The 22592-nt window shown below is 32.1% G+C and carries 19 protein-coding genes; 2 read left to right on the top strand and 17 right to left on the bottom strand.

Translation table 11 applies throughout. The features are described 5' to 3' along the window. Positions 1–23 precede the first annotated feature (23 nt). The 14 genes from xylB to B2S02_RS12725 all read right to left on the bottom strand — a co-directional run bounded on the left by xylB (position 24) and on the right by B2S02_RS12725 (position 16343). Complete coding sequence (gene xylB, locus B2S02_RS12790) at positions 24–1538, bottom strand: xylulokinase (protein WP_346920829.1); 1515 nt, start codon at positions 1536–1538, stop codon at positions 24–26. A 25-nt stretch (positions 1539–1563) separates the two neighbouring features. Further along, positions 1564–2601, bottom strand: a complete 1038-nt coding sequence (locus tag B2S02_RS12785) for an NAD(P)-dependent alcohol dehydrogenase (protein ID WP_346920828.1) — start codon at positions 2599–2601, stop codon at positions 1564–1566. Between the two features lie 68 nt (positions 2602–2669). After that, on the bottom strand, positions 2670–3656 hold the full coding sequence (locus B2S02_RS12780) for a sugar ABC transporter substrate-binding protein (RefSeq protein ID WP_346920827.1): 987 nt from the start codon (positions 3654–3656) through the stop codon (positions 2670–2672). Positions 3657–3721: 65 nt separating this feature from the next. After that, positions 3722–4738, bottom strand: a complete 1017-nt coding sequence (locus B2S02_RS12775) for an ABC transporter permease (protein WP_414632291.1) — start codon at positions 4736–4738, stop codon at positions 3722–3724. A 13-nt stretch (positions 4739–4751) separates the two neighbouring features. Continuing rightward, positions 4752–6248, bottom strand: coding sequence for a sugar ABC transporter ATP-binding protein (locus B2S02_RS12770; RefSeq protein ID WP_346920826.1), 1497 nt, complete (start codon positions 6246–6248; stop codon positions 4752–4754). A 286-nt stretch (positions 6249–6534) separates the two neighbouring features. Continuing rightward, positions 6535–8133, bottom strand: coding sequence for a response regulator transcription factor (locus B2S02_RS12765; RefSeq protein WP_346880053.1), 1599 nt, complete (start codon positions 8131–8133; stop codon positions 6535–6537). Next, positions 8120–9940 carry a sensor histidine kinase gene (locus B2S02_RS12760; protein ID WP_346846416.1) on the bottom strand — a complete coding sequence of 607 codons (1821 nt, stop codon included), beginning with the start codon at positions 9938–9940 and terminating at the stop codon, positions 8120–8122. Before B2S02_RS12760 ends, B2S02_RS12765 begins: the two co-directional genes overlap by 14 nt. Continuing rightward, positions 9937–11466: an ABC transporter substrate-binding protein gene (locus B2S02_RS12755; RefSeq protein ID WP_346846415.1), complete on the bottom strand. Its 1530-nt coding sequence runs from the start codon at positions 11464–11466 to the stop codon at positions 9937–9939. Before B2S02_RS12755 ends, B2S02_RS12760 begins: the two co-directional genes overlap by 4 nt. Positions 11467–11626: 160 nt before the next feature. Continuing rightward, a complete protein-coding gene (locus B2S02_RS12750) occupies positions 11627–11863 on the bottom strand; it encodes a hypothetical protein (RefSeq protein ID WP_346846414.1) in 237 nt (78 codons plus the stop codon). 238 nt (positions 11864–12101) lie between these two features. Further along, positions 12102–12473 carry a PH domain-containing protein gene (locus B2S02_RS12745; RefSeq protein ID WP_035130653.1) on the bottom strand — a complete coding sequence of 124 codons (372 nt, stop codon included), beginning with the start codon at positions 12471–12473 and terminating at the stop codon, positions 12102–12104. Between the two features lie 262 nt (positions 12474–12735). After that, on the bottom strand, positions 12736–13473 hold the full coding sequence (locus B2S02_RS12740) for a ferritin-like domain-containing protein (RefSeq protein WP_346846413.1): 738 nt from the start codon (positions 13471–13473) through the stop codon (positions 12736–12738). A 171-nt stretch (positions 13474–13644) separates the two neighbouring features. After that, a complete protein-coding gene (locus tag B2S02_RS12735; RefSeq protein WP_346846412.1) occupies positions 13645–14418 on the bottom strand; it encodes an ABC transporter ATP-binding protein in 774 nt (257 codons plus the stop codon). Continuing rightward, positions 14419–15228, bottom strand: coding sequence for a cobalt ECF transporter T component CbiQ (gene cbiQ, locus B2S02_RS12730; protein ID WP_346846411.1), 810 nt, complete (start codon positions 15226–15228; stop codon positions 14419–14421). A gap of 14 nt (positions 15229–15242) precedes the next feature. After that, a complete protein-coding gene (locus tag B2S02_RS12725; protein ID WP_346846410.1) occupies positions 15243–16343 on the bottom strand; it encodes an energy-coupling factor ABC transporter permease in 1101 nt (366 codons plus the stop codon). Positions 16344–16633: 290 nt separating this feature from the next. Between B2S02_RS12725 and B2S02_RS12720 the strand changes: the two genes are divergently transcribed. Further along, positions 16634–16846: a DUF3955 domain-containing protein gene (locus B2S02_RS12720; RefSeq protein ID WP_346846409.1), complete on the top strand. Its 213-nt coding sequence runs from the start codon at positions 16634–16636 to the stop codon at positions 16844–16846. A 138-nt stretch (positions 16847–16984) separates the two neighbouring features. On the opposite strand, the gene B2S02_RS12715 is transcribed toward B2S02_RS12720, so the two are convergent. The 3 genes from B2S02_RS12715 to hypB all read right to left on the bottom strand — a co-directional run bounded on the left by B2S02_RS12715 (position 16985) and on the right by hypB (position 21633). Then, positions 16985–17971, bottom strand: coding sequence for a DUF5692 family protein (locus B2S02_RS12715; protein WP_346879359.1), 987 nt, complete (start codon positions 17969–17971; stop codon positions 16985–16987). Between the two features lie 66 nt (positions 17972–18037). Further along, the gene (locus B2S02_RS12710; protein WP_346846407.1) at positions 18038–20716 is read right to left on the bottom strand and encodes an FAD-dependent oxidoreductase; all 2679 of its coding nucleotides are present in this window, start codon (positions 20714–20716) and stop codon (positions 18038–18040) included. 245 nt (positions 20717–20961) lie between these two features. Next, entirely contained in the window at positions 20962–21633 is a 672-nt protein-coding gene (gene hypB, locus B2S02_RS12705; RefSeq protein ID WP_346920927.1) for a hydrogenase nickel incorporation protein HypB, read from the bottom strand. Between the two features lie 267 nt (positions 21634–21900). On the opposite strand from hypB, the gene B2S02_RS12700 reads away from it, so the two are divergent. Beyond that, a complete protein-coding gene (locus tag B2S02_RS12700; RefSeq protein WP_346846405.1) occupies positions 21901–22509 on the top strand; it encodes a TetR/AcrR family transcriptional regulator in 609 nt (202 codons plus the stop codon). The last annotated feature ends 83 nt before the right edge of the window (positions 22510–22592 follow it).

Below are 22592 nucleotides of genomic sequence, written 5' to 3'. Positions count from 1 at the left end.
TAAATTATAATATAATTAATCTATTATAATAATTCAAAAGTTCCTTTTAAATCATCATATATCTTCTTATAAATCTCATAATATCTTTTATATACTAGGGAATTTTCTTCTTTTGGAAATTGTACACTATTTTCAGAAATTGCTATGCTACAAGCTTCATCTATATCCTTATATACGCCAGTTCCAACTCCTGCTAGTAATGCTACCCCTAAGGCTGGCCCTTCTGAAGACTTATTTGTAGATACTTTGCAGTTAAACATATCTGCTAATATTTGACGCCATAGTTCACTTTTTCCGCCTCCACCTGACACCATCACATTAGTAGGATTCATTCCTGTGTCTTTAATGATTTCCATGCAATCTAAAAGTGAATAGGATACTCCTTCAATTACAGCTCTTAGCATTTCATTTTTTGTATGAGCAGCTGAAAGTCCAAAGAATACACCCTTTGCCTTAGGATTTAAATGTGGTGTGCGCTCTCCCATGAGATATGGAAGATATATTACTCCCCTTGAACCTGCAGGCACTTTTTCTGCTTCTTTAGTCATAAGTACATATGGATTAATTCCCATACCTTTTGCTAATTCAATTTCATTAGTACAAAAATTATCCCTAAACCATTTTAAAGAAAGTCCTGCACCTTGGGTTACTCCCATCATATGCCATGCACCTGGCACTGCATGACAAAAGGTGTGTACTCTTCCTTTCTCATCAATTATAGGTTCATCTAAATGAGCAAATACTACTCCTGAAGTACCTATAGTCGAAGATATTTGTCCACTTTTTATAATACCATTTCCTATTGCACCAGCTGCCTGATCTCCTGCTCCCCCAACTACTGGTGTATTCTCTTTAAGACCAGTAACCTCCGCTGCTTTTTTATGAACTTTTCCACTGACTACAATTGATTCATGTACATCTCCTAAATACTCTATAGGAATATCTAAAGCATTAAGGACTTCCTTAGACCAGCACCTATTTTTAATATCTAAAAGCTGCATTCCTGAAGCATCAGATACCTCCGTAGCAAATTCACCTGTAAGCATATATCTTATATAGTCCTTAGGCAATAATATTTTCCTACATTTTTCATATATTTCAGGCTCATTATTTCTAACCCAAAGTATTTTAGATGCTGTAAATCCTGTTAGAGCAGGATTTGCTGTAATATCTATTAATCTTTTTTCTCCAACTTTTTCTGTAATCTCAACACATTCCTTAGCTGTACGTTGATCACACCAAATAATAGATTTTTTTAATACATTTCCATCTCCATCTAACATAACTAAACCGTGCATTTGTCCAGATAAGCCAATACCACTAATGGATTCCGGATTTATATTACTATCTTTTATAACTTGATTAATTGTTATACATACTGCATTCCACCAATCTTGTGGGTCTTGTTCTGCCCAACCAATCTCTGGCTGATATAATGGATATTCTGCTGTAGAAGAGGAAATAGGATTTCCTCCCCTATCAAATAGCACTGTTTTAGTACCTGAAGTTCCAATATCTATGCCTAATAAGTACTTCATCTTCTAGCCACTCCAATCAAAATTATTAAAGCTTAATAACTGCCTTTACTACATCATTCTTATTTTCTATAACATAGTCAAAGGCTTCCTTTGTGTCACTAAAATCAAATTCATGGGTAACTATTCCATTAACATCAATTTTCCCATCAGAAATTGCTCCTATAGCTGCTGGATATATGTTTCTATATCTAAATACACTTTTTATTTCAACCTCTTTAGTCATTATTTGCATGAAATCGAACTCAATTATATCCTTTGGCGCAAGTCCTACTAATACAATAGCTCCACCTCTTTTTACTAAGTAAGGTGTCTGCTTTATTGTATGCTCAGATCCTGCTGTTTCAATAACCACATTAGCACCAGCATTGTTTGTAATCTCATTTATTACAGCTAGTACATCTTGATTTTTTGCATTTATAACTTTAGTTGCACCTAATTTTAGGGCATAATCTAATCTCTTATCTATAACATCTACAACAATAACATTTGTAGCACCATATGCCTTACAAGCTAATAAAGTTACTAAACCTATACATCCTGCACCTAAAACTACAACCGTATCCCCTAATTTTACATTTCCTTGTGATACGGCATGTAATCCTACTGCTAAAGGTTCGACTAAAGCACCCTCCTTAGTTGATACATTGTCTGGTAGTTTAAAACACATACTTTCTGGATATGTTATATAATTCATTAAAGAACCATGATATGGCGGTGTTGCTAAGAACTCAACCTCTGGGCATAGATTATATTTACCACTTTTACAAAATTCACATTGACCACAAGTTTGACCTGGCTCTAAAGCAACTCTATCTCCAACTTTTAAATTCTTAACTCCAGGGCCTACTTGAACTATTTCTCCAGCACATTCATGACCTAAAATAAAATCTCCATCTACTATGAAGTCTCCTATTCTACCATGCTCATAATAATGTACATCTGAACCACATATTCCTACATATTCTAATTTTATAAGTACTTCTTTATCCTTTGGAGCTGAAACCTCAATATCTCTTGTTTCCATATTATGAGTTCCACACATATATACTGCCTTGTTTATCATCTTTATTCCTCCTAAATTAAGTTCAATTATAGACCTTGCACAAAACTGTACAAGGTCTACATTTTTTATTAGTCTATATTACCTGCTTTTTTATGAATTTCTATAAACTCATCAGCGTTATCCTTTGTGATTAATGGACAATCTACCATTATAGTATCACGCTCTACTTTACCAGTCATAACATCATATGTTAGCTTAACAGCTTTTTCTGCAAGCTCGTAAGCACTTTGAAGAGTAGTTGATGTCATTTCACCATTTTTTATAGCTAAACAAGCTTCTGCTGTTCCATCAACACCATATGATAATATATTTGTCTTTCCTGCTGCTTTAGCTGCTTCAAGAGCTCCTACACACATGTTATCATTCATAGATATTATTGCATCAATTTCTCCATGAGTTTGAATCCAGTCTTCCATTAATCTCATCGCTTCATCTTTATTCCAATTTGCAATTTGCTCATCTAAGATTTTAACGTCTGGTCTCTTTGCAAAGAATTCTTTTCCCCATCCTTCACGTCTCTTATCAGAGTGCATATTACCTGCTGGTCCCATAAGAACTACAACTTTTCCATTTTGAGGAACTTGCTCTAAAGCAAGTTTTGCATTTTTAGCAGCTTGATCTACTGGGTCTGCATCTACTGCAGCTGCTCTATCATTATCATTAATACGGTTGTTTACTGTAATAACCTTAACACCTTTATCCATAGCTGCCATAGCTGGTGCTACTTGTGCTTCAGAATCAAATGGTTGAAGAAGAATTGCATCATATTTCTTTGTAACCGCATTCTCAATATGAGATGCTATAACTTCATTCTTGCTATCTCCATCAAATATATCTACCTGTACATCCTTATAGTTTGCAGCTACTTCATCCTTTACTGCATTTGCAAGCCATGCAGCAAAAGAATCTCCTTGTGCCCTTGCAATATATGCAACTTTATAAGTCTTTTCACCTTCTGCAGCTGGTTCCTCCTTTGAAGTATTAGTACATCCCACAGTAAGTGATAATGCTAGTAACGATGACATGGCTAAAGCTAATATTTTCTTTGTTTTCATATCATTTTCTCCCCCTAATTATATTATTTTTATTATATTTTGATTTTTACTTAACTTGATTTAGTTTAAACAGAACTTCCTTTGGTTTTCACTAGGGTTTTGTCTTTTGTTTTATCAGTAATACTACCTAGCTTTTTACTTTCTCTTTTGTTCTTAGATTTTATATCGTAAATTACTGCAAATGCAATAATTACTCCCTTTACTACTTGTTGCATATAAGATTGTATTCCTACTAGGTTCATTATATTGTTTAAGAATCCCATAATGAATGCTCCTGCAAGGGTTCCACCTGCAGTTCCTATTCCCCCAGTAAAGCTTGTTCCACCAATTATTGCAGCAGTCATTCCTTCAAATTCTGCTCCTATACCAGCATTAGGAAGTCCAGCATTAACACGAGACATAAATAACACACCTGCGATTCCAACAAATATACCATTTATAAGATAAGCCTTCATCTTAGTTTTATTTACGTCTATTCCTGAAGCTCTTGAAGCCTCTTCACTACCACCTACAGCATAAACACATCTACCCAGCTTTGTATGTTTTAGGATGTACCAAGTTAAAAGAGTAATTCCAGTCATGAATATTACAGGAATAGGAATAAATCCTATAGAGTTTTGTCCTAGTACAATAAAATCTCCTATTTGATAAATATTTTGACCATTTGTAAATAATAAGGCTGCTCCTCTTGCTACAGTTTGCATAGCTAATGTGGCAATAAATGGAGGTGCTTTAAACTTAGTTACCATTATCCCATTGATAAAGTTACAAATAACACCTACAAGCACTCCAACTAGCACTGCTATTTCCAAAGAACCTGTTGCCTTAAAGGCTGCAACAGAAAGCAGACCTGATAAAGCCAGAACTGAACCTGCTGATAAATCTATAAGTCCACATATAATTAAAATTGTTTCACCAAAAGCAATAATAGTGGTTATTGATATTTGTCTTGATATATTAGTTAAGTTTTCTCCTGATAAAAATACAGGACTGATTAAAGAACATGCCATAAACATAGCAAGTAATACAACGTAAATACTATATTTACTTGAGGTTTTTGACCATTTATGTCTAATATCTATCATCTTCATCCTTCTATTCCCCCCTTGTAGCTAACTTCATAATAGCTTCTTGTGTAGCCTTTTCTCTATCTATTTCTCCAGTAATTTTTCCAGATGCCATAACATAGATTCTATCGCACATACCTATGAGCTCTGGTAATTCAGAACTTATTATTATTACTGCTCTATTTTCTTTTGCAAGTTCTGTAATAAGTTTATATATTTCGTACTTTGCTCCTACATCGATTCCCCTTGTTGGCTCATCAAGTATAAGAACATCTGGATTTCTAAGCATCCACTTTGCAAATATTACCTTCTGTTGATTTCCTCCACTTAGAGAATCAATAGAGGTTTCTAAATTAGGACATTTTACCTTCATTCTTTCACATATATTTGATACACTACTAATCTCTTTTTTACTATGTAGATGACCCTTATAAAAGAATTTTTCTAAATTAGATATGGATACATTTTCAGTTATACTTCTAATTCCTACTATTCCATATCTCTTACGATCTTCTGATAGCATAACTATTCCATTGTTAATACTATCTTTTACATTTTTTATTTTTACTTCCTTACCCTTAACTTTAATCTCACCTGATATGTATGGGTCTAGTCCAAATATTGTTCTAGCCACTTCACTTCTACCTGCTCCCATAAGACCTGCAAAACCTACAATTTCTCCTCTTTTTACATGGAAATTGATATCCTCAAAATGTTTTCCATCAGTTAGTTCTTTAACCTCTAACATGGTTTCTCCGATTTTAATATCTTCCTTAGGATATGCATTGGTAATTTTACGGCCTACCATAAGAGAAATAACCTTGTCTATATCTAACTCACTAGCTGGCTTAGTATCAATAACAACCCCATCTCTTATAACTGTTATCTCATCAGCTATTTTAAAGATTTCTTCCATCTTATGAGATATGTATATTATACTTACACCCTTACTTTTTAATTCAGCAATCTTATCAAAGAGAATTCCTACCTCTTTTCTAGTAATTGCAGATGTAGGTTCATCCATGATAATAACCTGTGAATTATAAGACATAGCCTTTAGTATCTCTAGCATTTGTATATCTGATACTGTAAGATCTTTAAATTGTGTTGTTGGCGAATAGGGTAAATTTTCTTGTTTTAAAAGTTCTTCTGTATCTTTTCTAATCTTCTTCCAATTAATTTTTCCTAATTTATTTACAGGCTCTCTTCCTAAAAATATACTTTCTTCAATAGTAATCTCAGGTATATAATTTAGCTCTTGAAATATCATAGATATACCATGCTTACGAGCTTCAATAGGATTCTGTATCTTAACTTCTTTTCCATCTATATGAATACTTCCACCATCAGGCTGATATATACCATTTATTATCTTCATAAGTGTAGACTTACCAGCTCCATTTTCTCCACAAAGCACATGAACCGTTCCCTTTTTAACAGAAAAACTTACATTTGCTAAGGCAGTTACTCCTGGGAAAAATTTCTGTATACCTTTTAATTCCAGCTTTGGTATATTGCTCTCCACCTTTATCCCCCCTTGTAAACTTTTAATTTCATTCTATGGCATAATTATAATAAAAAAATAATTAACCTATAATGGAAAATAACCTTAGTTTTGTGCAAATTATTCTCGCCTAATTTTTCACAAAGTTCTTTGTGTAATATATTAATATTTTTGTGTAATATATTAATATATTTGTGCAACATAATTATATATATTTCTACATTTTTTTCATTAATCTTAATTTTATATAAAAAAAATACTACTTAACATAGTTAAATAGTATTAATATGCTACACTTTATCTATTTTTATATGGTATCTTTATATTGACCTACAGTTAATCCTGTTACTTTTTTAAAAGTCTTATAAAAATACTGTTGATCTGTAAATCCGACCCTTTGATAGATAACTTTCATGCTATCTTCACCTTTATTAATCATTTCCTTCGCTTTTTCTATACGCAGATTAATAATATACGAAGAAATATTTATTCCTGTCTCTTTTTTAAATAAAAATGATAGGTATTGTTTAGATAGATTAATATGAGTAGCGATATCTTCTAGGGTAACTTTACTTGAATAATTTTTTTCAATGTACTCCACAACTTTATTTATAATATATTTAGAATTCTGATCATCCCTTATTCTTAGAACTAACTGACATATCTCCTCTAAAAATTTACACATTAGTTTTGATATAAACATAATTCTTGTAGAATCCATAATTTTATTGTAATACCCCTGATATAAGGTATCATAATCATTACCTTGAAAATATTCTTCATACTTTTCTAATATACTAACAATAATATTACAATACATAAGCTTACATGTTAACTCTGATATTTTACAACCATTTATTTTCTTCTCTATACTCTCTATATGACTTTTTCCACCCTCTAGATTTCCTTCTTCTATAAAGTTTATAAGAATACTCTTAGATTGTTTTTCGAACTTCAGCATATTTATATCCTTCAATTCTTTATTTTCTCTAGTTTCTACTACAGAACCCAAAGGCAAATAGAATATATCTTTTGTTCTTTCTATATATTCCTTAAAACAATTTGGAAATTCTCTAAGCTCACTAAACATAGGTGTATATATTACATCTAGCTTAATATTAAAATATTGCATTACAGTGGTCTTTATATATTTAATTACCTCTTGTACTTCACCATATTTAATATCTTCCTTGGATATAAAATATATAAGTCCATCCTCCTGTTCCTTCAGAACACATTGTATTTTTTCTTTAGAAAATATCCACGTTATAAGCTCTATCATAGCATTTTTCACATTTTCATTTTCTCTTTCTTTAATGGATGTAATAATATCATTAGTTTCAGGGAAGAAACCTAAAATAGAATATTTTCCTCCATAAATATTAAAGTCTATCTGTTTAAACCCCTCAAAATCTACTTCATCAAAGGAACTTGAACCATCTATAAGATATTCTATAAGCTGACTTTTACCCTTCATTAAGGTTTCACTAGCCTTATCCTTACCTAGTGCATCCTTATCCATATTATCTAAATTTCTTTTTACCTCTAGCATGGTACTTATAAGTTCCTCATCCTCTACCTCTGATTTAAGAATATAATTATTAGCTCCACATTTTAGAGCTTGTCTTACATTTGTAAAATCATCATAGCAAGTTAATACCAGTATTTGAGTTAAGCTATCTTCTTTTCTTACTTCTTCAGTTAACCATAAACCATCCTTCTTAGGCATTTTTATATCTGTTATAATTACATCTGGGTTATATAGCTTATACATCTCATAGGCCTTTTCACCATTTGGAGCCTCACCTATAACTGTAAAGCCTATGCTATTCCAATCTATTGTGGATTTTAATCCTACTCTTACAAGAACCTCATCATCTACAATTAAAACCTTATAAACTTTCATCACCCTCTTTATCTACTAAAAAGTCACCAGTAGGTTTCCTCATTATACTCCTAGGAATCGTCACCTTAACATATGTACCTATTTCACTTCTATTTCCTATCTTAATCCCATATTCTTCACCACAATAAAGCTTTATTCTTTCATTAACATTGTTTAATCCAACTTTACTAAATTTATTTACATCCTTTTCTTTAGTAAAGATTTTTTCTAAATCCTCTTCACTGATGCCAGGTCCATTATCTTCTACAAGAATAATTAAGTTTTCACCTTCTATACATGCTTCTATAGATATTTCCAATGGTTCCTCTTCTTCATCTTCCCTAATTCCATATATCAAAGAATTCTCTACAATAGGCTGTAAAATTAATTTCGGTATTGAGCAATTAAGGCAGTCTTCATGAATATTATAAATAATGTTAACTTTTTCATTGAATCTTAGATTTTGTATTTTAATATAATTCTTAACGTAATCTACCTCATCTTCTAGAGTAATCATTTCCTTTCCTAAGTTTATACTTACCCTTAGAAGTTTTATCAGTGAAGTTACTGCATTACTTACAGATTTATCTCCTTGTATCTTTGCCATCCACTTTATAGTATTTAGTGTATTATACAGGAAGTGTGGATTAATCTGAGCATGCAATGTCTCAAGTTCTAACTCTTTTTTTATTCTTTCTTCTTCTACTAGCTTATCAACAACTTCATTCATCTTCCCTATCATATTATTAAAGCTGTTTCCAAGTTCCCCTAACTCGTCAATTCTATCTATATTTATGCGCACATGTAAATCTCCATCTTCAGCCTTCTTCATCATATTTCTCATACTCACCATGGGTTTTGAAATTTGAGACGAAAAGAATAAACAAATTATTATAGTTATAACTACATAAATTATTACACCTATTAACATATATCGTTGCATATTTGTAATTTCTTTGTATAGATAATCTTTAGTTACTATTTTTACAATCTTCCAATCTGTTGATGTAATATTAGAGTATATACATACCTTTTCAACATTATCATCAGTAAACTCTATTGAACCCATATCTATTTTAGATGATAGAACTTCTTTTGCATAATTTTTTTCTTCTATATTCTTTCCTATAATTTCTTTATTAGGATGACTAATTATTTGACCCTTTTCATTACAAATAAATAATTCACTATTCTCCTCTGTAATTAGACTTTTATAAGAATCCTCTAATATGGTTTCATCTACATCAATAAATATTGTTCCCATATCCTTTAAGCTATTTAAGTCTATTATCTTTCTTCCTAAAGAAAAATAGTTCTTAGGAATTTCTCCCGACAATATCTTAACTCTAACAGGAATTGTATCAAACCAAACTAACTCACCATGAGTCATATTGATATTATTAATATCAATTCCCTGTTTAACATAGGTTTTGCTAGCCCCTACATTATAAATATTATGTTTAGTTGTAAGATATATACTTTCCACCTCTTCATTTGTAGTACAAAAATTTCTCAGTATATTATTTAATTCCTCATGACTTTTAGTTGATGAGCCTTTCAAGCTTTCAATAAAATCTCTATTGGTAACAACCATGTCTGACAGGTCAGCAATGCTATCAATTATAAAATCAATATTGCTTCCTGCCTCATATACAGATTGTTTTGCAGATTCACTATACTTTGTAGTAATAATTGATTTCATTACATTGTTATAAATAATATATATAAATCCAATAGGTATAAATATTAATAGAATAAAAATAACTAGCAATTTATTTCTAAAGCTCTTTCTAATCCATGAAGTTCTCATTTTATCCCCGCTCTTCATTGTAGTAAACTCAACTCTTTTAAAATTTTATCTGCTACTACCTTAGGATCTAAATCATTCTTAACCATATCTCTTACATTATTAATAATAATTTGCTCTACAAAATAGAAATTACTAATCTTAGATCTAAAATATACATTATCCTCTTTCCAGACCTCTAGTAGTGCAGGTAAGTGGTTTAAATTACTTATTTCATTTGTATTACTTTTTACATTTTCTATAATGTCTTGTACATCCTTGCTATTATATACAGATTTTCTTGGTGGCATGCTTCCACCTTCTGGTTCCCATAAAACCATACTTTGAGTCTGAGGTGCAGTAGCCCAAACTATAAATAACCAGGCAGCTTTCTTTTCAATTTCTGAAGCATTACTATTAATTCCTATTCCTGCTCCTCCATATATATTGGCACTTCTCACATTTCCATAGGGCAAGATGCTATAACCAACCTTACCTGCCACTTTAGATAAATTAGGATTTTCTACTACAGCTCCATTTTCATCCCAGTTTGCCATCATTGCAATTTCACCATTCTTAAAAGCTTCCGCAGTATCAGTCCAATTCCAATTAATACTATCTGGTTCACCCACTTCTACCATCTGCTTGTACATACTTAATCCATCTTCAAGGTTATGATTTTTAACTGAAACCATTTTGGGTTTTTCTACTCCTAATGTATTAACATAGGGATCATCAAAATAATCCCCTCCATAGGATTCAAGGACATTAGAAAAATCGCAATATACTGAATTATGTAATTGAGCCATTTGTGCACTTCCATATTTAACTTCCTCATCTGGAACATTTTCATCAATCCATTTTGAAACAATACAATACCTTTCCCAAGTAAAATCTTTCTGTCCTGGAGTCCAATCAAATCCATTTTCAGCCATAAACTGTTCTCTATACTTTTCGAAAATATCCTTTCTATAGAAGAAAATCATAGTTGTAGTATCAAAAGGTATAGCACATAACTTAGTTTTATCTCCAAAGTAGGATAAAATATTTACCTGATCATCAAAGAAATCCTCCATACCACCTGGTATATGAGGCATTTTAGGATCATTATTATATAAATTTAAATCCTCTAGATTGTTATGAAACCTGTTAAGAGTTTGATATGGATCTACATAAACAAGTTGAAACTTTGCTCTTTCAGATATAAAATCATTATTTATCTTATTTATCATTGTACTATAGTCCATTGGTCTAATGTTTACTCTAATACCAGTTTTTTCAGTAAAATTTCTACACTCCCTAGAAAGAATATTAGCATTTATATTATTTTCTACTACAAAATTAAGGGTAGTACCTTGAAATTCCCTCCATTGAAATCCCTCTGGTGTTTCTATATTGGGTAATTCATTATCCCATGGATAAAAAGGCGCTTTAATTTTATTACTAATTAATTCATCATCTTTAGACTTAGCCATTATTATATTTTCGCTATAAGTAGTTAAACAAAGCATCATTACAGCCATAATTACAATGAAAATATAAATTCTTTTATTTCTAATAATAATCACCTTCCTCCTTTGTTTTTATATAAAATACTATTCCATTTAGCTACATTATACATAATAATTCTACATATTTAAATGATTAAATCACTATTTTTTCATTAAAATGCTACTCTATTAAAAAATAGAAAAAAAGAACCCTCATAATGAGAGTTCTCCAATGAACTTATTTTTCTTTTAATGCTTCTGGTAATAATTCTTCAATCTTGTTTACTGGTATACCATTTCTGAATTTAACATCCATTCCACAAACTACAGCATAAAATCTAGCATATACCTGTTGAATTTCTTCAACTTCTGGTGAATCTGTTCGATATGAAAAATATAAATTAGTCAATTCAATGGCAACATCATATTCATTCCTTTGTATTGGTGTTGATTTCAACTTCATGTCTTCTTCCATCTTAATCACCCCCTAATAATATTTTACATTAAATACCATCGAAATGCAACAAAGGATAATAAGCCAGTTTGTAGATAATAAATTTCAAGGTAATGTTTATAAAAGTTAAAGCCGCTACTTAAAAACTTAAATAACGGCTGTTTATTAAATATCAGAATTATATTACTGCAACCTATGATGTGGAATAAATCACTAAATAAAATTTAAAACTTATTCACTTTACATATGTCTATGATTATCATTTTAAAAGTGCATTAGCTATTAATTTATCCAATTTACGGATATCTACTCCCTTTTGTAGATTTACTTTGATTTGACCTGCTCTAGTCCATAATTCAACTTCTGCACTAAGATCAAAAAGCTTCCCTGCATTTTCAGTAGACCACATGTTAATAGAAGAATATGGTAAAGAATACACCTCTACTTTCTTGCCAGTAAGCCCTTGTGCATCTCTTACAATTAATCTTTTATTAGTAAAAATTGCACTATCTCGGAATGTTTTATAAGCAGCAATTGCTACTTCTCCTTCAACCAATAAATCATTAACATCATTTGGAATTGGGCATTCAGATACTAGTGTCCATGTTAATATACCTTGTGTTTCTGCCATTTTATTTACCTCCTATAGTAAATCTTTGTCTCTATTTACTATTCTGCATCTATGTAGAAAAACCTTCCTCAATAAATGATTTTTTTCAAGCTTTTGTAAAAGTATTAGATCCACTTCATTTATTGATGATATTAATATACATAGCTATAATAACCTCTATAACTTATGATACTAATATTTAATCGATATTCTTTTCAATTAAAAACAAAAATGCGATAACTTAAATACTAAGATATCGCATTTTACTTTTTAGTTTCATACTCTAGTAATAATAGTAACCCCTTGCCATTTTACTCTCTGCAAGCAGTTTAGATGCACCTGTCCTTTCCCACTCTTCCACCTGTTCAATAGCTTCCTGAGGAGTTTTTCCCAAACCGACAAGGACACCTGATAGGATAAATTCTTGATATAAATGTTCAGGATTAATCCCTTCTCTCGCTTCTGCTAAAGCACGAGTTACTAATGGAGTTATATACCTTACCCAGTCATCTGGCGTAAATTTAGAAGTATCCTGCATTGAACGTCTATTCATAGATGGACTTTCCATACTTCTGTTCAAAGTAAAAAGATAATTATATTTTGAAGAGTGTTTCAATTCATCTGTAATTATATCAAATAAAACATCTCTTTGTGGGCCCATACCTAAAGCTTTTCTAATATCTCTATATCTTTCTACCGCTCTTAGCTCTCCGAATAAAGCTTTTTTAATACCATCTATATATGACTCTGGTCTTTCAAAAGACTCGTCTTCTACCGTTGGAATCTCCATACCGGTAAAGTCCTTATAAATTTTTCTAAACTCTCTATTATGTCTACGTTCATCATCTCGTATAGACGTTATAATGTCTTTTTCTTCCACAGTAGGTGCCATACTTATGAGAAAATCATAAAAAAGTTCATCTTCTCTTTCACCTTGAACTGCCTCTTTCACTCTCTCAAGAGCCTCTTGTAACTGAGTATTATACATCATTTGATTCTCTACTCTAGGCTTAATATACACTAAAATTTCCTCCAGAAATAATAATTCAATAATATATTATGCTAGGTATCTATAAATGTGAAAATAATTACTCTTTTCCTTCCATATTCCACACCTTGTCCATCTATAACTACAATTCGCATTTTATCCCCCTATATTATACCAAATCAAAAGCCATAATTATTGGGTGGTTTATATGTTATAGAAATCATTTTTTGAAGCTCCACAGATTGGACAATTTTGAAGTGAAAGAGGTATTTCTAATCCACAATCATTTAGTAAATCCGCGTTACTTAAAATATCCACTGTGTTTCCGTCTGCAGCAATTTCACCCTCTTTTATCACAATAATTCTTTTACAAGTATCAAATACCATATCTAAATCATGACTAGTTATTATTTTTGTGTGCTGAAAGCCTTTTAATAAATTGATTAATCTTCGTCTTGATTTAGGATCTAAAGCTGCTGTTGGCTCATCCATAACTAATACATCTGGTTCCATTGATAGAACCGATGCAATTGCAGCAGCTCGCTTTTCTCCACCTGATAATTTAAAGGGTGCTCTATCTTTCAAGTGAGATATTCCTACTAACTCTAAAGCCTTTGTAACTTTGATTTCAACTTCTTTTTCATCAAAATTATAATTTCGTGGTCCAAAAGCCACATCATCATATACAGTTGTCATAAACAACTGATCATCAGGATCTTGAAAAACCATTCCTAACCTCTGACGAATCAAGGGTAATGTTTTTTTTGATACATACACATCTCCTATGACCACCTCTCCGTTACTTGGAAATAGAACTCCCATCAAAAGCATTAATAGTGTGGACTTTCCTGCACCATTGGCACCAATAATTCCCACAGATTCACCGTGATGGATTGTGAATGATATATCTTTTACTGCTACATGTCCATCAGGATAGGAAAAATATAAGTTCCTTACCTCAAGTTTATGACAACTCATCTATTTAATCACCCCCGTAATTAATGAACCTATAAGCATAGGTATATTATAAATTCTTGCTAAAATGAAAAATATACTCCAACCTGCTAAATATGCAAAATCACTAAAGCTTAATTTTTCAATATTTCCTGTATTATACTCACCTGTAAATCCTCTCATATTCATAGATTGATACACCCGTTGTGCCCTATCAAATGTCCTAAGTATCAACTGTCCTGCAAAAGAACCCCAAACATTTCTATGTATGCCCTTTTGTCCAGGCGCCCTAAGTAAATATGCTCTCATCATTCTAGAAACCTCTTCTATCAGCACAGATATATATCTATATGTTAATAATAACTGTAATACAAAGATTTTAGGAACTTTCAGCATACGCAATGCTACAGCCAATTTATCCATTCCTGTAGTTGCAATTAATAAAATACTAACAGTTACCGTTAAACCACATTTTATAAAAATAGATAAAAATATTACCCATCCTCTTGAAATAACAATACCTCCTAGAGCCATTGTATGATGATTAAATAAGGGGTTTAATATGCCAATTCCAATAATAAAAGGCTCTACAAGTAATAGTCTTTTAAGGATTGGAACAACTGGCAGCTCTGCTAACACAAAAATAACCACAGGATAGAAAATAAAAGACAAAAGACTACTAATTTCATATCTTCCAAATGATACAACTACAGTTAGGTAAACAATTGTAGTTAATAACTTTGTAATGGGATGAAGCCCATGTATTGTGGTTTCTTTCCCTGCTAAATCACCTAGAAGTCTCATATTATAAAGAGAATTTATTACTTTTGCCATGTAAAATCAAATCCTTATTGTAGAATTTTACTGGTGGTTTCATTACCACCTAGCTTATTTTTATTATTAAACTTTTCTTTTCTTTTTTTAACTAAGCTGATAACAAATCCTGTGAATGCTGCCAGTGCAAGTGTCAATATTCCACCAACGATACCTGAAACACTTGTTCCAGCACTAACTGCAGGCCATTGCTCTTCAACTTCTACAGCTGCTTCTTTTTCACTTTCGTCTTCCTTTGCCTTAAAACTGTAATCAGGCAAAAACGCTATCTTACTTTGTATTTCTGATAATGTATTATGAATTCCATCTGGTGTTTCAAATTCTGCTGTTCCTGAAGTTTTTTCCATAGCCCATTCCAATCCATCAGGATTTGAAGAGGCAAACCAAGAAAGCGTTCCGCCAACTAAAACTACTCCAATTACCAGGCTAGTAAGTATCTTTTTCATAGATATATTACCAAGAGCTTCTCCTCTAGCTGCCTTTTCTAGAATTTCTGGTCTAGCCTTCCATACAAAAGTAACAATTGCTGATGTAACAAACCCTTCAGCTACTCCGATTGCTAGATGTATTGGTTGCATTAACAATAAAAAGGTTCCAAAAGGCAATTCAGTCTTTCTAGACATAAGAGTCTGAAGTACAACGCTAAAAGCTCCTATTTGAAGACCAACTATAGTAGATGCCATTGAGGCACCAAAGATCTTCTTAGTAGTAATCCCTTTACGTGTAAACCATTTATAAATTAAAGGGTATGCTATAAAACAAGTATAAAATCCAAGGTTAAATACATTACAACCATAGGCAAGTAACCCGCCATCTCCAAAGAACAGTGCTTGAATTAACAAAACAGAAGCCATAGTTAAGAATCCCGCATAGGGCCCTAATAATATTGCAAGTAGTATTCCTCCTCCAATGTGTCCACTAGAACCAGTACCAGGGATTGAAAAATTAATCATTTGTGCAGCAAAAACAAAGGCTCCCATTACCCCCATTAAGGGAATTTTCTTTTCATCCATATCATTCTGTATTTTTTTAATTGAATAAGCTGTAATTCCAGTAGTAGCAGCCAACATAGTTCCTCCCACCACTGGTGAAATCAAAGCATCAGCCATATGCATAATATTCACTCCTTTACAAAATAAAATGCTCCCCAAAGTCAAGCATTTAAAACCATCTATTTTATCTCCGTAGTTGTAAATCGGAACCTCAGTTGTAAATCGAAACGCAACCCTTTCGACACCAATTAGGTTGTATTAATAATAAATATTTATTGTAAATCAATAAATATTTATTGACAATTCTATTTTCCAAGTATAAAATGATATTAAAAGGTACAGAATTTATAAAGTACTTAATTGCAAACAAAAATTAATCTGAAGTACAAAAATTTATAGGAGGAAAATTAAAAATGAAAAAATATTTATTTAGTATTCTTTTAGTAGTAGCTAGTATAGCGTGTTTTACGATATTTAATGTAGTAGGTTCCGAAGTCTTGCCAGATGGAACTCTATCTGAACCATTCTTTCTTATACCAATAGGATTTTTATTTGCTGGCATAGCTATTATATCAGCAATAATAATTTTTATAGTATCTAAATTTGTAAACAACAATAACCAATAAGTGTATAATCTATTATTTTCAATTAATAGATACGTATTAGAACTTAATTATTGTATATTGTATTATCTTAATAGTTCTAGATAGCAAAAATAGGCCTATAGGCCTATTTTTTGCCTTCTATAATCATAATATATCGCTTTACATCATCATTTTAATTTCTTTAAACTCATCAAGGTCAGTATAAAGTTCTCCCTTGTATGGATTTCTCTTAGTTTTCTTTATTTTATATATCATATAAAGAAATACAGCTATATTACTTGCAAGAGCTATAGCTCCTAAAATTGTATAAATAGTAGTATTGTAAGTTGATTTAACTACAAACATTCCTGTATCCTGGAAATTTGGAAAAGTTTGAGCAAACATGCACCATATAGCTAAGGTCTGAGCTCTATGCTGTAGCCAAGCACCTTTTCCAACAGTAAATGCACATAGAGTTGGTGCAATGAGTAATGCTAAGCCTGCATACCAAGAATGAGTAGGTATGCAATTATAAGTATATACAAAATTCCATAAATCATATGCAATAATCCAGAACCAAAGCATATCAGGCCATAGCATATCCTTACTTTTGTCCTTTTTAGTTTGTTTTCTAATTACTATTCCAAACCAACCAGTTATAGCAATGATATTTAGTATACCAGCCGCTGCATTCATATAATTCCATGGACCACCCATTACACCTACTACTTCTCCTTCAATAGCTCCTGAATTCATCATCCAATAAGTGGATCCAACCTCAATATCTCTTGCCACTGCTTCTATAATGTTAATAGCTAGAATCAACGGTGGAAAGCATAGTGCAATTTTATTATCAGCTAGTCTCCAAACAACCTCACCAGTAATTTTATCCTTTTTCTCGATATGACGAATACACCAAAATCCAATACATCCTGCTGTTGCAGAATAAACTTTAGCTAGATGGAACCAGTCAGTATAGGTAACATCCTTTAAAACAGTCATCCAAACAACTGTTAAAATAATTGGCAAAATAACAAAACTAAAAAATCCTGCCCACTTCTGTCTTCTAGAAAATTCATTGAATAAAAACAAACCTGCAAAAACTACAAACCACATTCCCCATGCAGAAAACATTGTTGCTCCTTCAACATAATTAAATTCAAACATTTTATTCACCCTCTACCCCTATCTAAATTTAAAATTACTTTATAAAATCTTTTATAGTTAACTAAGTTATTTAAAAAGTTTCTTTACTTTTTTAGTTGTAATTTTCACTTTACGTTTAAGAATTTGCTTTATAACTACAGGTTTTAAATCCTCATAGGCTACACCCTCACCATCATATTTTCTTACAAGGGAAATAGCATCAAACTTACATTTAGTGGTACATTGTCCACATCCTACACACAGGAATTCATCTACAACCGTTGCACCACAGCTAAGACAACGTTCTGTTTCCCTTTTTATCTGGTCTTCAGTAAATGTTTCACGCAAGTCTTTAAAGGTTTTCCTTGACTTGCTTCCATCTACATGACCTACACTCTGTCTAGGAGTACTATCATATCCTTGAAGTTCTATATTTTCCTTATCTAATGCATGATATTCTTTTCTATCTCGACCAATAATCAAACTTTGTCCTGGCTGAACATAACGATGAATTGAAATTGCACCTTCTTTACCTAAAGCAATTGCATCTATTGCAAACTTAGGTCCTGTTAATGCATCACCACCAGCAAAAACATCAGGCTCACCTGTCTGTAATGTAAATGGATCTGCTTTAATAGTATTATTTCTATTTAGTTCAATTTTACTACCTGATAAAAGTTCTCCCCAATTCATTCCTTGACCTATTGAAAGCAGTACAGTATCAGCCTTAACTATGATAGTGTTATTTTCATCATAAGATGGATTAAATCTTCCACTCTTATCAAATACAGAAATACATTTCTTGAATTCTACTCCTGTAGCACGACCATTTTCAACAATTACTCTCTTTGGTCCCCAAGAATTATTAATTTCAATATTCTCTGATAATGCTTCCTCAATTTCCTCTGGAAGTGCAGGCATTTGTTCACGACTTTCCAAACAGTACATTTTAATTTGTGTATTCCCAATTCTAGTAGCTGTTCTCGCAACATCTATGGCAACGTTACCACCACCGATTACGATTACATTGCCTTCAAGTTTTAACTCCTTACCCAAGTTAACATCTCTCATAAAATCTATACCGGTTATAACATTTTCTACATTTTCACCTTCAATACCAAGTTTCCTTCCCATACATGCACCGATTGCAATATAGAAGGCTTTAAAACCTTGATCCCTTAATTCATTAAGACTTATATCTCTTCCAACCTCAACCCCTGTCTTGAATTCAACGCCTAATTCTTTCAGTATGTCAATTTCAGCATTTATTACATTCTTTTCAAGCCTGAATGAAGGTATTCCTAAAGTTAACATTCCACCAAGAACATTTTCTTTTTCAAACACAGTTACTTTATACCCATCAATGGCTAAGTAGTATGCACAGCTAAGACCTGAAGGCCCTGCTCCCACAACAGCAATTTTTTTACCGTACTCGTGCTTACGTTTAGGCACATATCTATGATCAGTATTTAAATCTTGTTCAGCAATAAATTTTTTGATTTCATCAATAGCAACTGGATCGTCAATATCTCCCCTAGTACAATCTGTTTCACACTTTCTTGGGCAAATACGTCCACATACTGCAGGAAACGGATTTTCTTGTTTGATAAGTTCAAGAGCTTCCCTATATCTTCCTTGAGATGCAAGTTTAACATAACCTTGAACTGCAATATGAGCTGGACAATTGGTTTTACAAGGACTTGTACCTGTATCAACTACATCTTTTCTATTGGTTCTATAATCAGGATTCCATTTATCTGGACCCCACTCAGTATCTCGTGGAGTATCAATTCTCTTTATCTCAGTAGTTACTGGTGTTTTTGAACATAACTTTTGCCCCAATTGTAGTGCATTAACAGGACAATTTTGAACGCACTCTCCACAAGCAACACATTTCTCTTTGTCCACTTTAGAAACATAGTTTGAACGTACCATGTCAGCGTTAATAAACATACTAGCAGTTCTTAAAGCAAGACAAGAACATCCACAGCAATTACAAATAGCATGAGTTTTACCAGAACCATCTAAGTTAGGTATTTGATGCATTAAGCCGTTTTCTTCTGCTCTCTTAATAATTTCAAAGGCTTCTTCACGAGTAATCTGTTTGCCCCTCTTCGTACGTATATAGTATTCTGCTGCGTGACCCATCTGAATGCACATGTCTTCCTTAAGATGACCGCAGCCTTCTCCCATAGCTTCTCTTGCTGTACGGCATGAACAATCAGCAACTGAAAAAATATCATTATCATTAAGATACTTAGAAACTTCCTCATAGGATGCTCTTCTAGTTTCACCTTCAATGGCATGTTCTATAGGTATAACACGCATAAGACCTACTCCTACAGGAAAACTTCCTGCTGTCTTAGGTCCTCTTACTCTTCCATAGGCTTCAAAAGCCCTAGGAATCTGAGGATACTTTTTAACATTCTCCTTATTGTTAACCATCATTTCCATGATACCTGGAACCCAGGTCTCATACCAAAATGTATCTACTCCATCAATTTCATTTACAAAACAAACCCCTGCATCCGCTAATTCTAACAAAAGTTCTGTTGTTCTCTCTACAGATTTGCCACATAAAGGAGCAACATCTTTAGCAGTAACCTTTTTACGTATTTCCATACAAAGTACCACCTCAGCCATTTCTTCTGAAACAACAGGTTCAAGAATCATATACTCTGGATCTGTAGCTTTGATTTCATTTTTCGAGCCACGTTTCTTATTACTGATGTGATTTGCAAGATCAAGTACCTTTTCCTTGACCATATATTATCCCTCCCCAAAATAATTATATGTCATCATAAACAAAACTATAAACACCAGCGTTTACAATGAATTGCAAAGATGGCAAGACTCATTATTATTATTATTAACTATATTAAAATAATCAGCACTTTTAGGTTTTATTAAGTTATTAAAACAAAAGTAACCGAAAGAAGCTGATTATTATATATAGTCAAAATATTTTAAAGTAAGTTTATAATATTTTTAATGTCATGAATTATTTAAAGTTATTTATTTTTCCAATTATCTATTTGTCCACGTATCCAGTCAGCCCATTCTCCAATTCCTTCTCCAGTTTTAGCTGAAATTGGAATAACTTTAATATTAGGATTCAGTTTTTTTACCCTCTCTTTTACTGCCTCCATATCAAATTCAAAATAGTCCGATGCATCTATTTTGTTGACTAATAAAACATCAACTATTGAAAACATTAAAGGATATTTTAAAGGCTTGTCATCTCCTTCTGGTATGCTTAGAATCATAGCATTTTTTGATGCACCAGTGTCAAATTCCGCAGGACACACTAAGTTTCCAACATTCTCCAATATTGCAAAATCAATATTATCTATTCCAAGACCTTTTAAACCTTGTCTAGTCATATCAGCATCAAGATGACACATTCCTCCTGTATGCAGTTGAATTACTTTAACTCCAGTCTTTGAAACCTTGTGTGCATCCACGTCTGAATCAATATCAGCTTCTAAAATACCAATGTTCATTTCATTTTGAAGAGCTTCAATTGTTCTTAAAACAGTTGTTGTTTTCCCTGAACCAGGTGATGACATAAGATTTAATAAAAAGACCCCATCTTTTTTCAATTCTTCTCTAAGTAGCTCAGCCTGACGATCATTGTTGTCAAAAACACTTTGCTTAATTTCTAAAACTTTAAATGCCTCCATGTAAACTCTCCCCCATTTCATATTTAATTTAGGTTACTTTATTGAAGTAGGTTACAATATATTATTACCAACCGTTCCACAATATAACATAACAGTTGTTATGTTTATAATATAATACACACCTACCTTTGTCAATGAATTAACATTCGAAATAATAAATATGTTATGAAAATACAGACTATTATGTCCTTGATATAATAGTCCTATGATATGTGAACCATGATGTTGTAAAAATATGATATACTATTTTTAAATGGGGTGAATAAAATGAACGCTAATGAACCTAATGAAAAAAAGCAACATATTTTAGATGCTGCAATTAGTGTATTTATAGAAAACGGCTTTGAAGAAACAAGTATGCGTCAAATAGCCTCAGCTGCTGGGCTTACTACTGGTGCAATATATCATCATTTTAAGAATAAGGACGAGCTATTCTACCACGCAGTAAAGGAAGCTATGTACTTTGCTCAAAAACTTTCTGAAAAAGATGAAAGTAGTAATCTTAAAAGCACTGAAAATATGTTAAATGAAATTAGTAATAAAGTTAGAGAACGTATGTCTAAGGTTAATGAGCAACGCCTTTTGGTTTTATTAATAGGCTACGTATTATCCAAGGGTGGCTCTCTTAGTGAAAGCCTTAAACAAGATTATAATGAAATAATAAACAAGGTAGCAGATATGTACTTCTACGCATTTGGTATTGAAAATAAAAACTGTAAGAAAAGTCTTGCTGCTATTTTAATAGCAGCTCTAGATGGTGTTGCAATGCAATATTCTCTAGGGGTTTTAAAACAGGAAGATCAAGAATTTAAAGACACTTTTATGAGATTTTTCGCAGAAAGTATTCCTATATTTATGCAAAAAAATAAATCCTAAACTAAGTTACATAAAACAAGGATGCTTATAATTTTTACATAGCATCCTTATTTTTATATTGCTAAAATAAATAATATATGTGT

This window comes from Clostridium sp. UBA7339 (assembly GCF_002470865.1).
Classification (GTDB): Bacteria; Bacillota; Clostridia; order Clostridiales; family Clostridiaceae; genus Clostridium_J; species Clostridium_J sulfidigenes.
Note: the sequence above shows the minus strand (reverse complement) of the source record. Positions and strands in the feature narration are given on the sequence as shown.

Bases quoted from the DNA above. Each gene is read 5' to 3' on its own strand.
- xylB (WP_346920829.1), bottom strand. From the start codon at position 1,538: ATGAAGTACTTATTAGGCATAGATATTGGAACTTCAGGTACTAAAACA.
- B2S02_RS12785 (WP_346920828.1), bottom strand. From the start codon at position 2,601: ATGATAAACAAGGCAGTATATATGTGTGGAACTCATAATATGGAAACA.
- B2S02_RS12780 (WP_346920827.1), bottom strand. From the start codon at position 3,656: ATGAAAACAAAGAAAATATTAGCTTTAGCCATGTCATCGTTACTAGCA.
- B2S02_RS12765 (WP_346880053.1), bottom strand. From the start codon at position 8,133: ATGAAAGTTTATAAGGTTTTAATTGTAGATGATGAGGTTCTTGTAAGA.
- B2S02_RS12760 (WP_346846416.1), bottom strand. From the start codon at position 9,940: ATGAAGAGCGGGGATAAAATGAGAACTTCATGGATTAGAAAGAGCTTT.
- B2S02_RS12750 (WP_346846414.1), bottom strand. From the start codon at position 11,863: ATGGAAGAAGACATGAAGTTGAAATCAACACCAATACAAAGGAATGAA.
- B2S02_RS12745 (WP_035130653.1), bottom strand. From the start codon at position 12,473: ATGGCAGAAACACAAGGTATATTAACATGGACACTAGTATCTGAATGC.
- B2S02_RS12735 (WP_346846412.1), bottom strand. From the start codon at position 14,418: ATGAGTTGTCATAAACTTGAGGTAAGGAACTTATATTTTTCCTATCCT.
- cbiQ (WP_346846411.1), bottom strand. From the start codon at position 15,228: ATGGCAAAAGTAATAAATTCTCTTTATAATATGAGACTTCTAGGTGAT.
- B2S02_RS12725 (WP_346846410.1), bottom strand. From the start codon at position 16,343: ATGCATATGGCTGATGCTTTGATTTCACCAGTGGTGGGAGGAACTATG.
- B2S02_RS12720 (WP_346846409.1), top strand. From the start codon at position 16,634: ATGAAAAAATATTTATTTAGTATTCTTTTAGTAGTAGCTAGTATAGCG.
- B2S02_RS12715 (WP_346879359.1), bottom strand. From the start codon at position 17,971: ATGTTTGAATTTAATTATGTTGAAGGAGCAACAATGTTTTCTGCATGG.
- B2S02_RS12710 (WP_346846407.1), bottom strand. From the start codon at position 20,716: ATGGTCAAGGAAAAGGTACTTGATCTTGCAAATCACATCAGTAATAAG.
- hypB (WP_346920927.1), bottom strand. From the start codon at position 21,633: ATGGAGGCATTTAAAGTTTTAGAAATTAAGCAAAGTGTTTTTGACAAC.
- B2S02_RS12700 (WP_346846405.1), top strand. From the start codon at position 21,901: ATGAACGCTAATGAACCTAATGAAAAAAAGCAACATATTTTAGATGCT.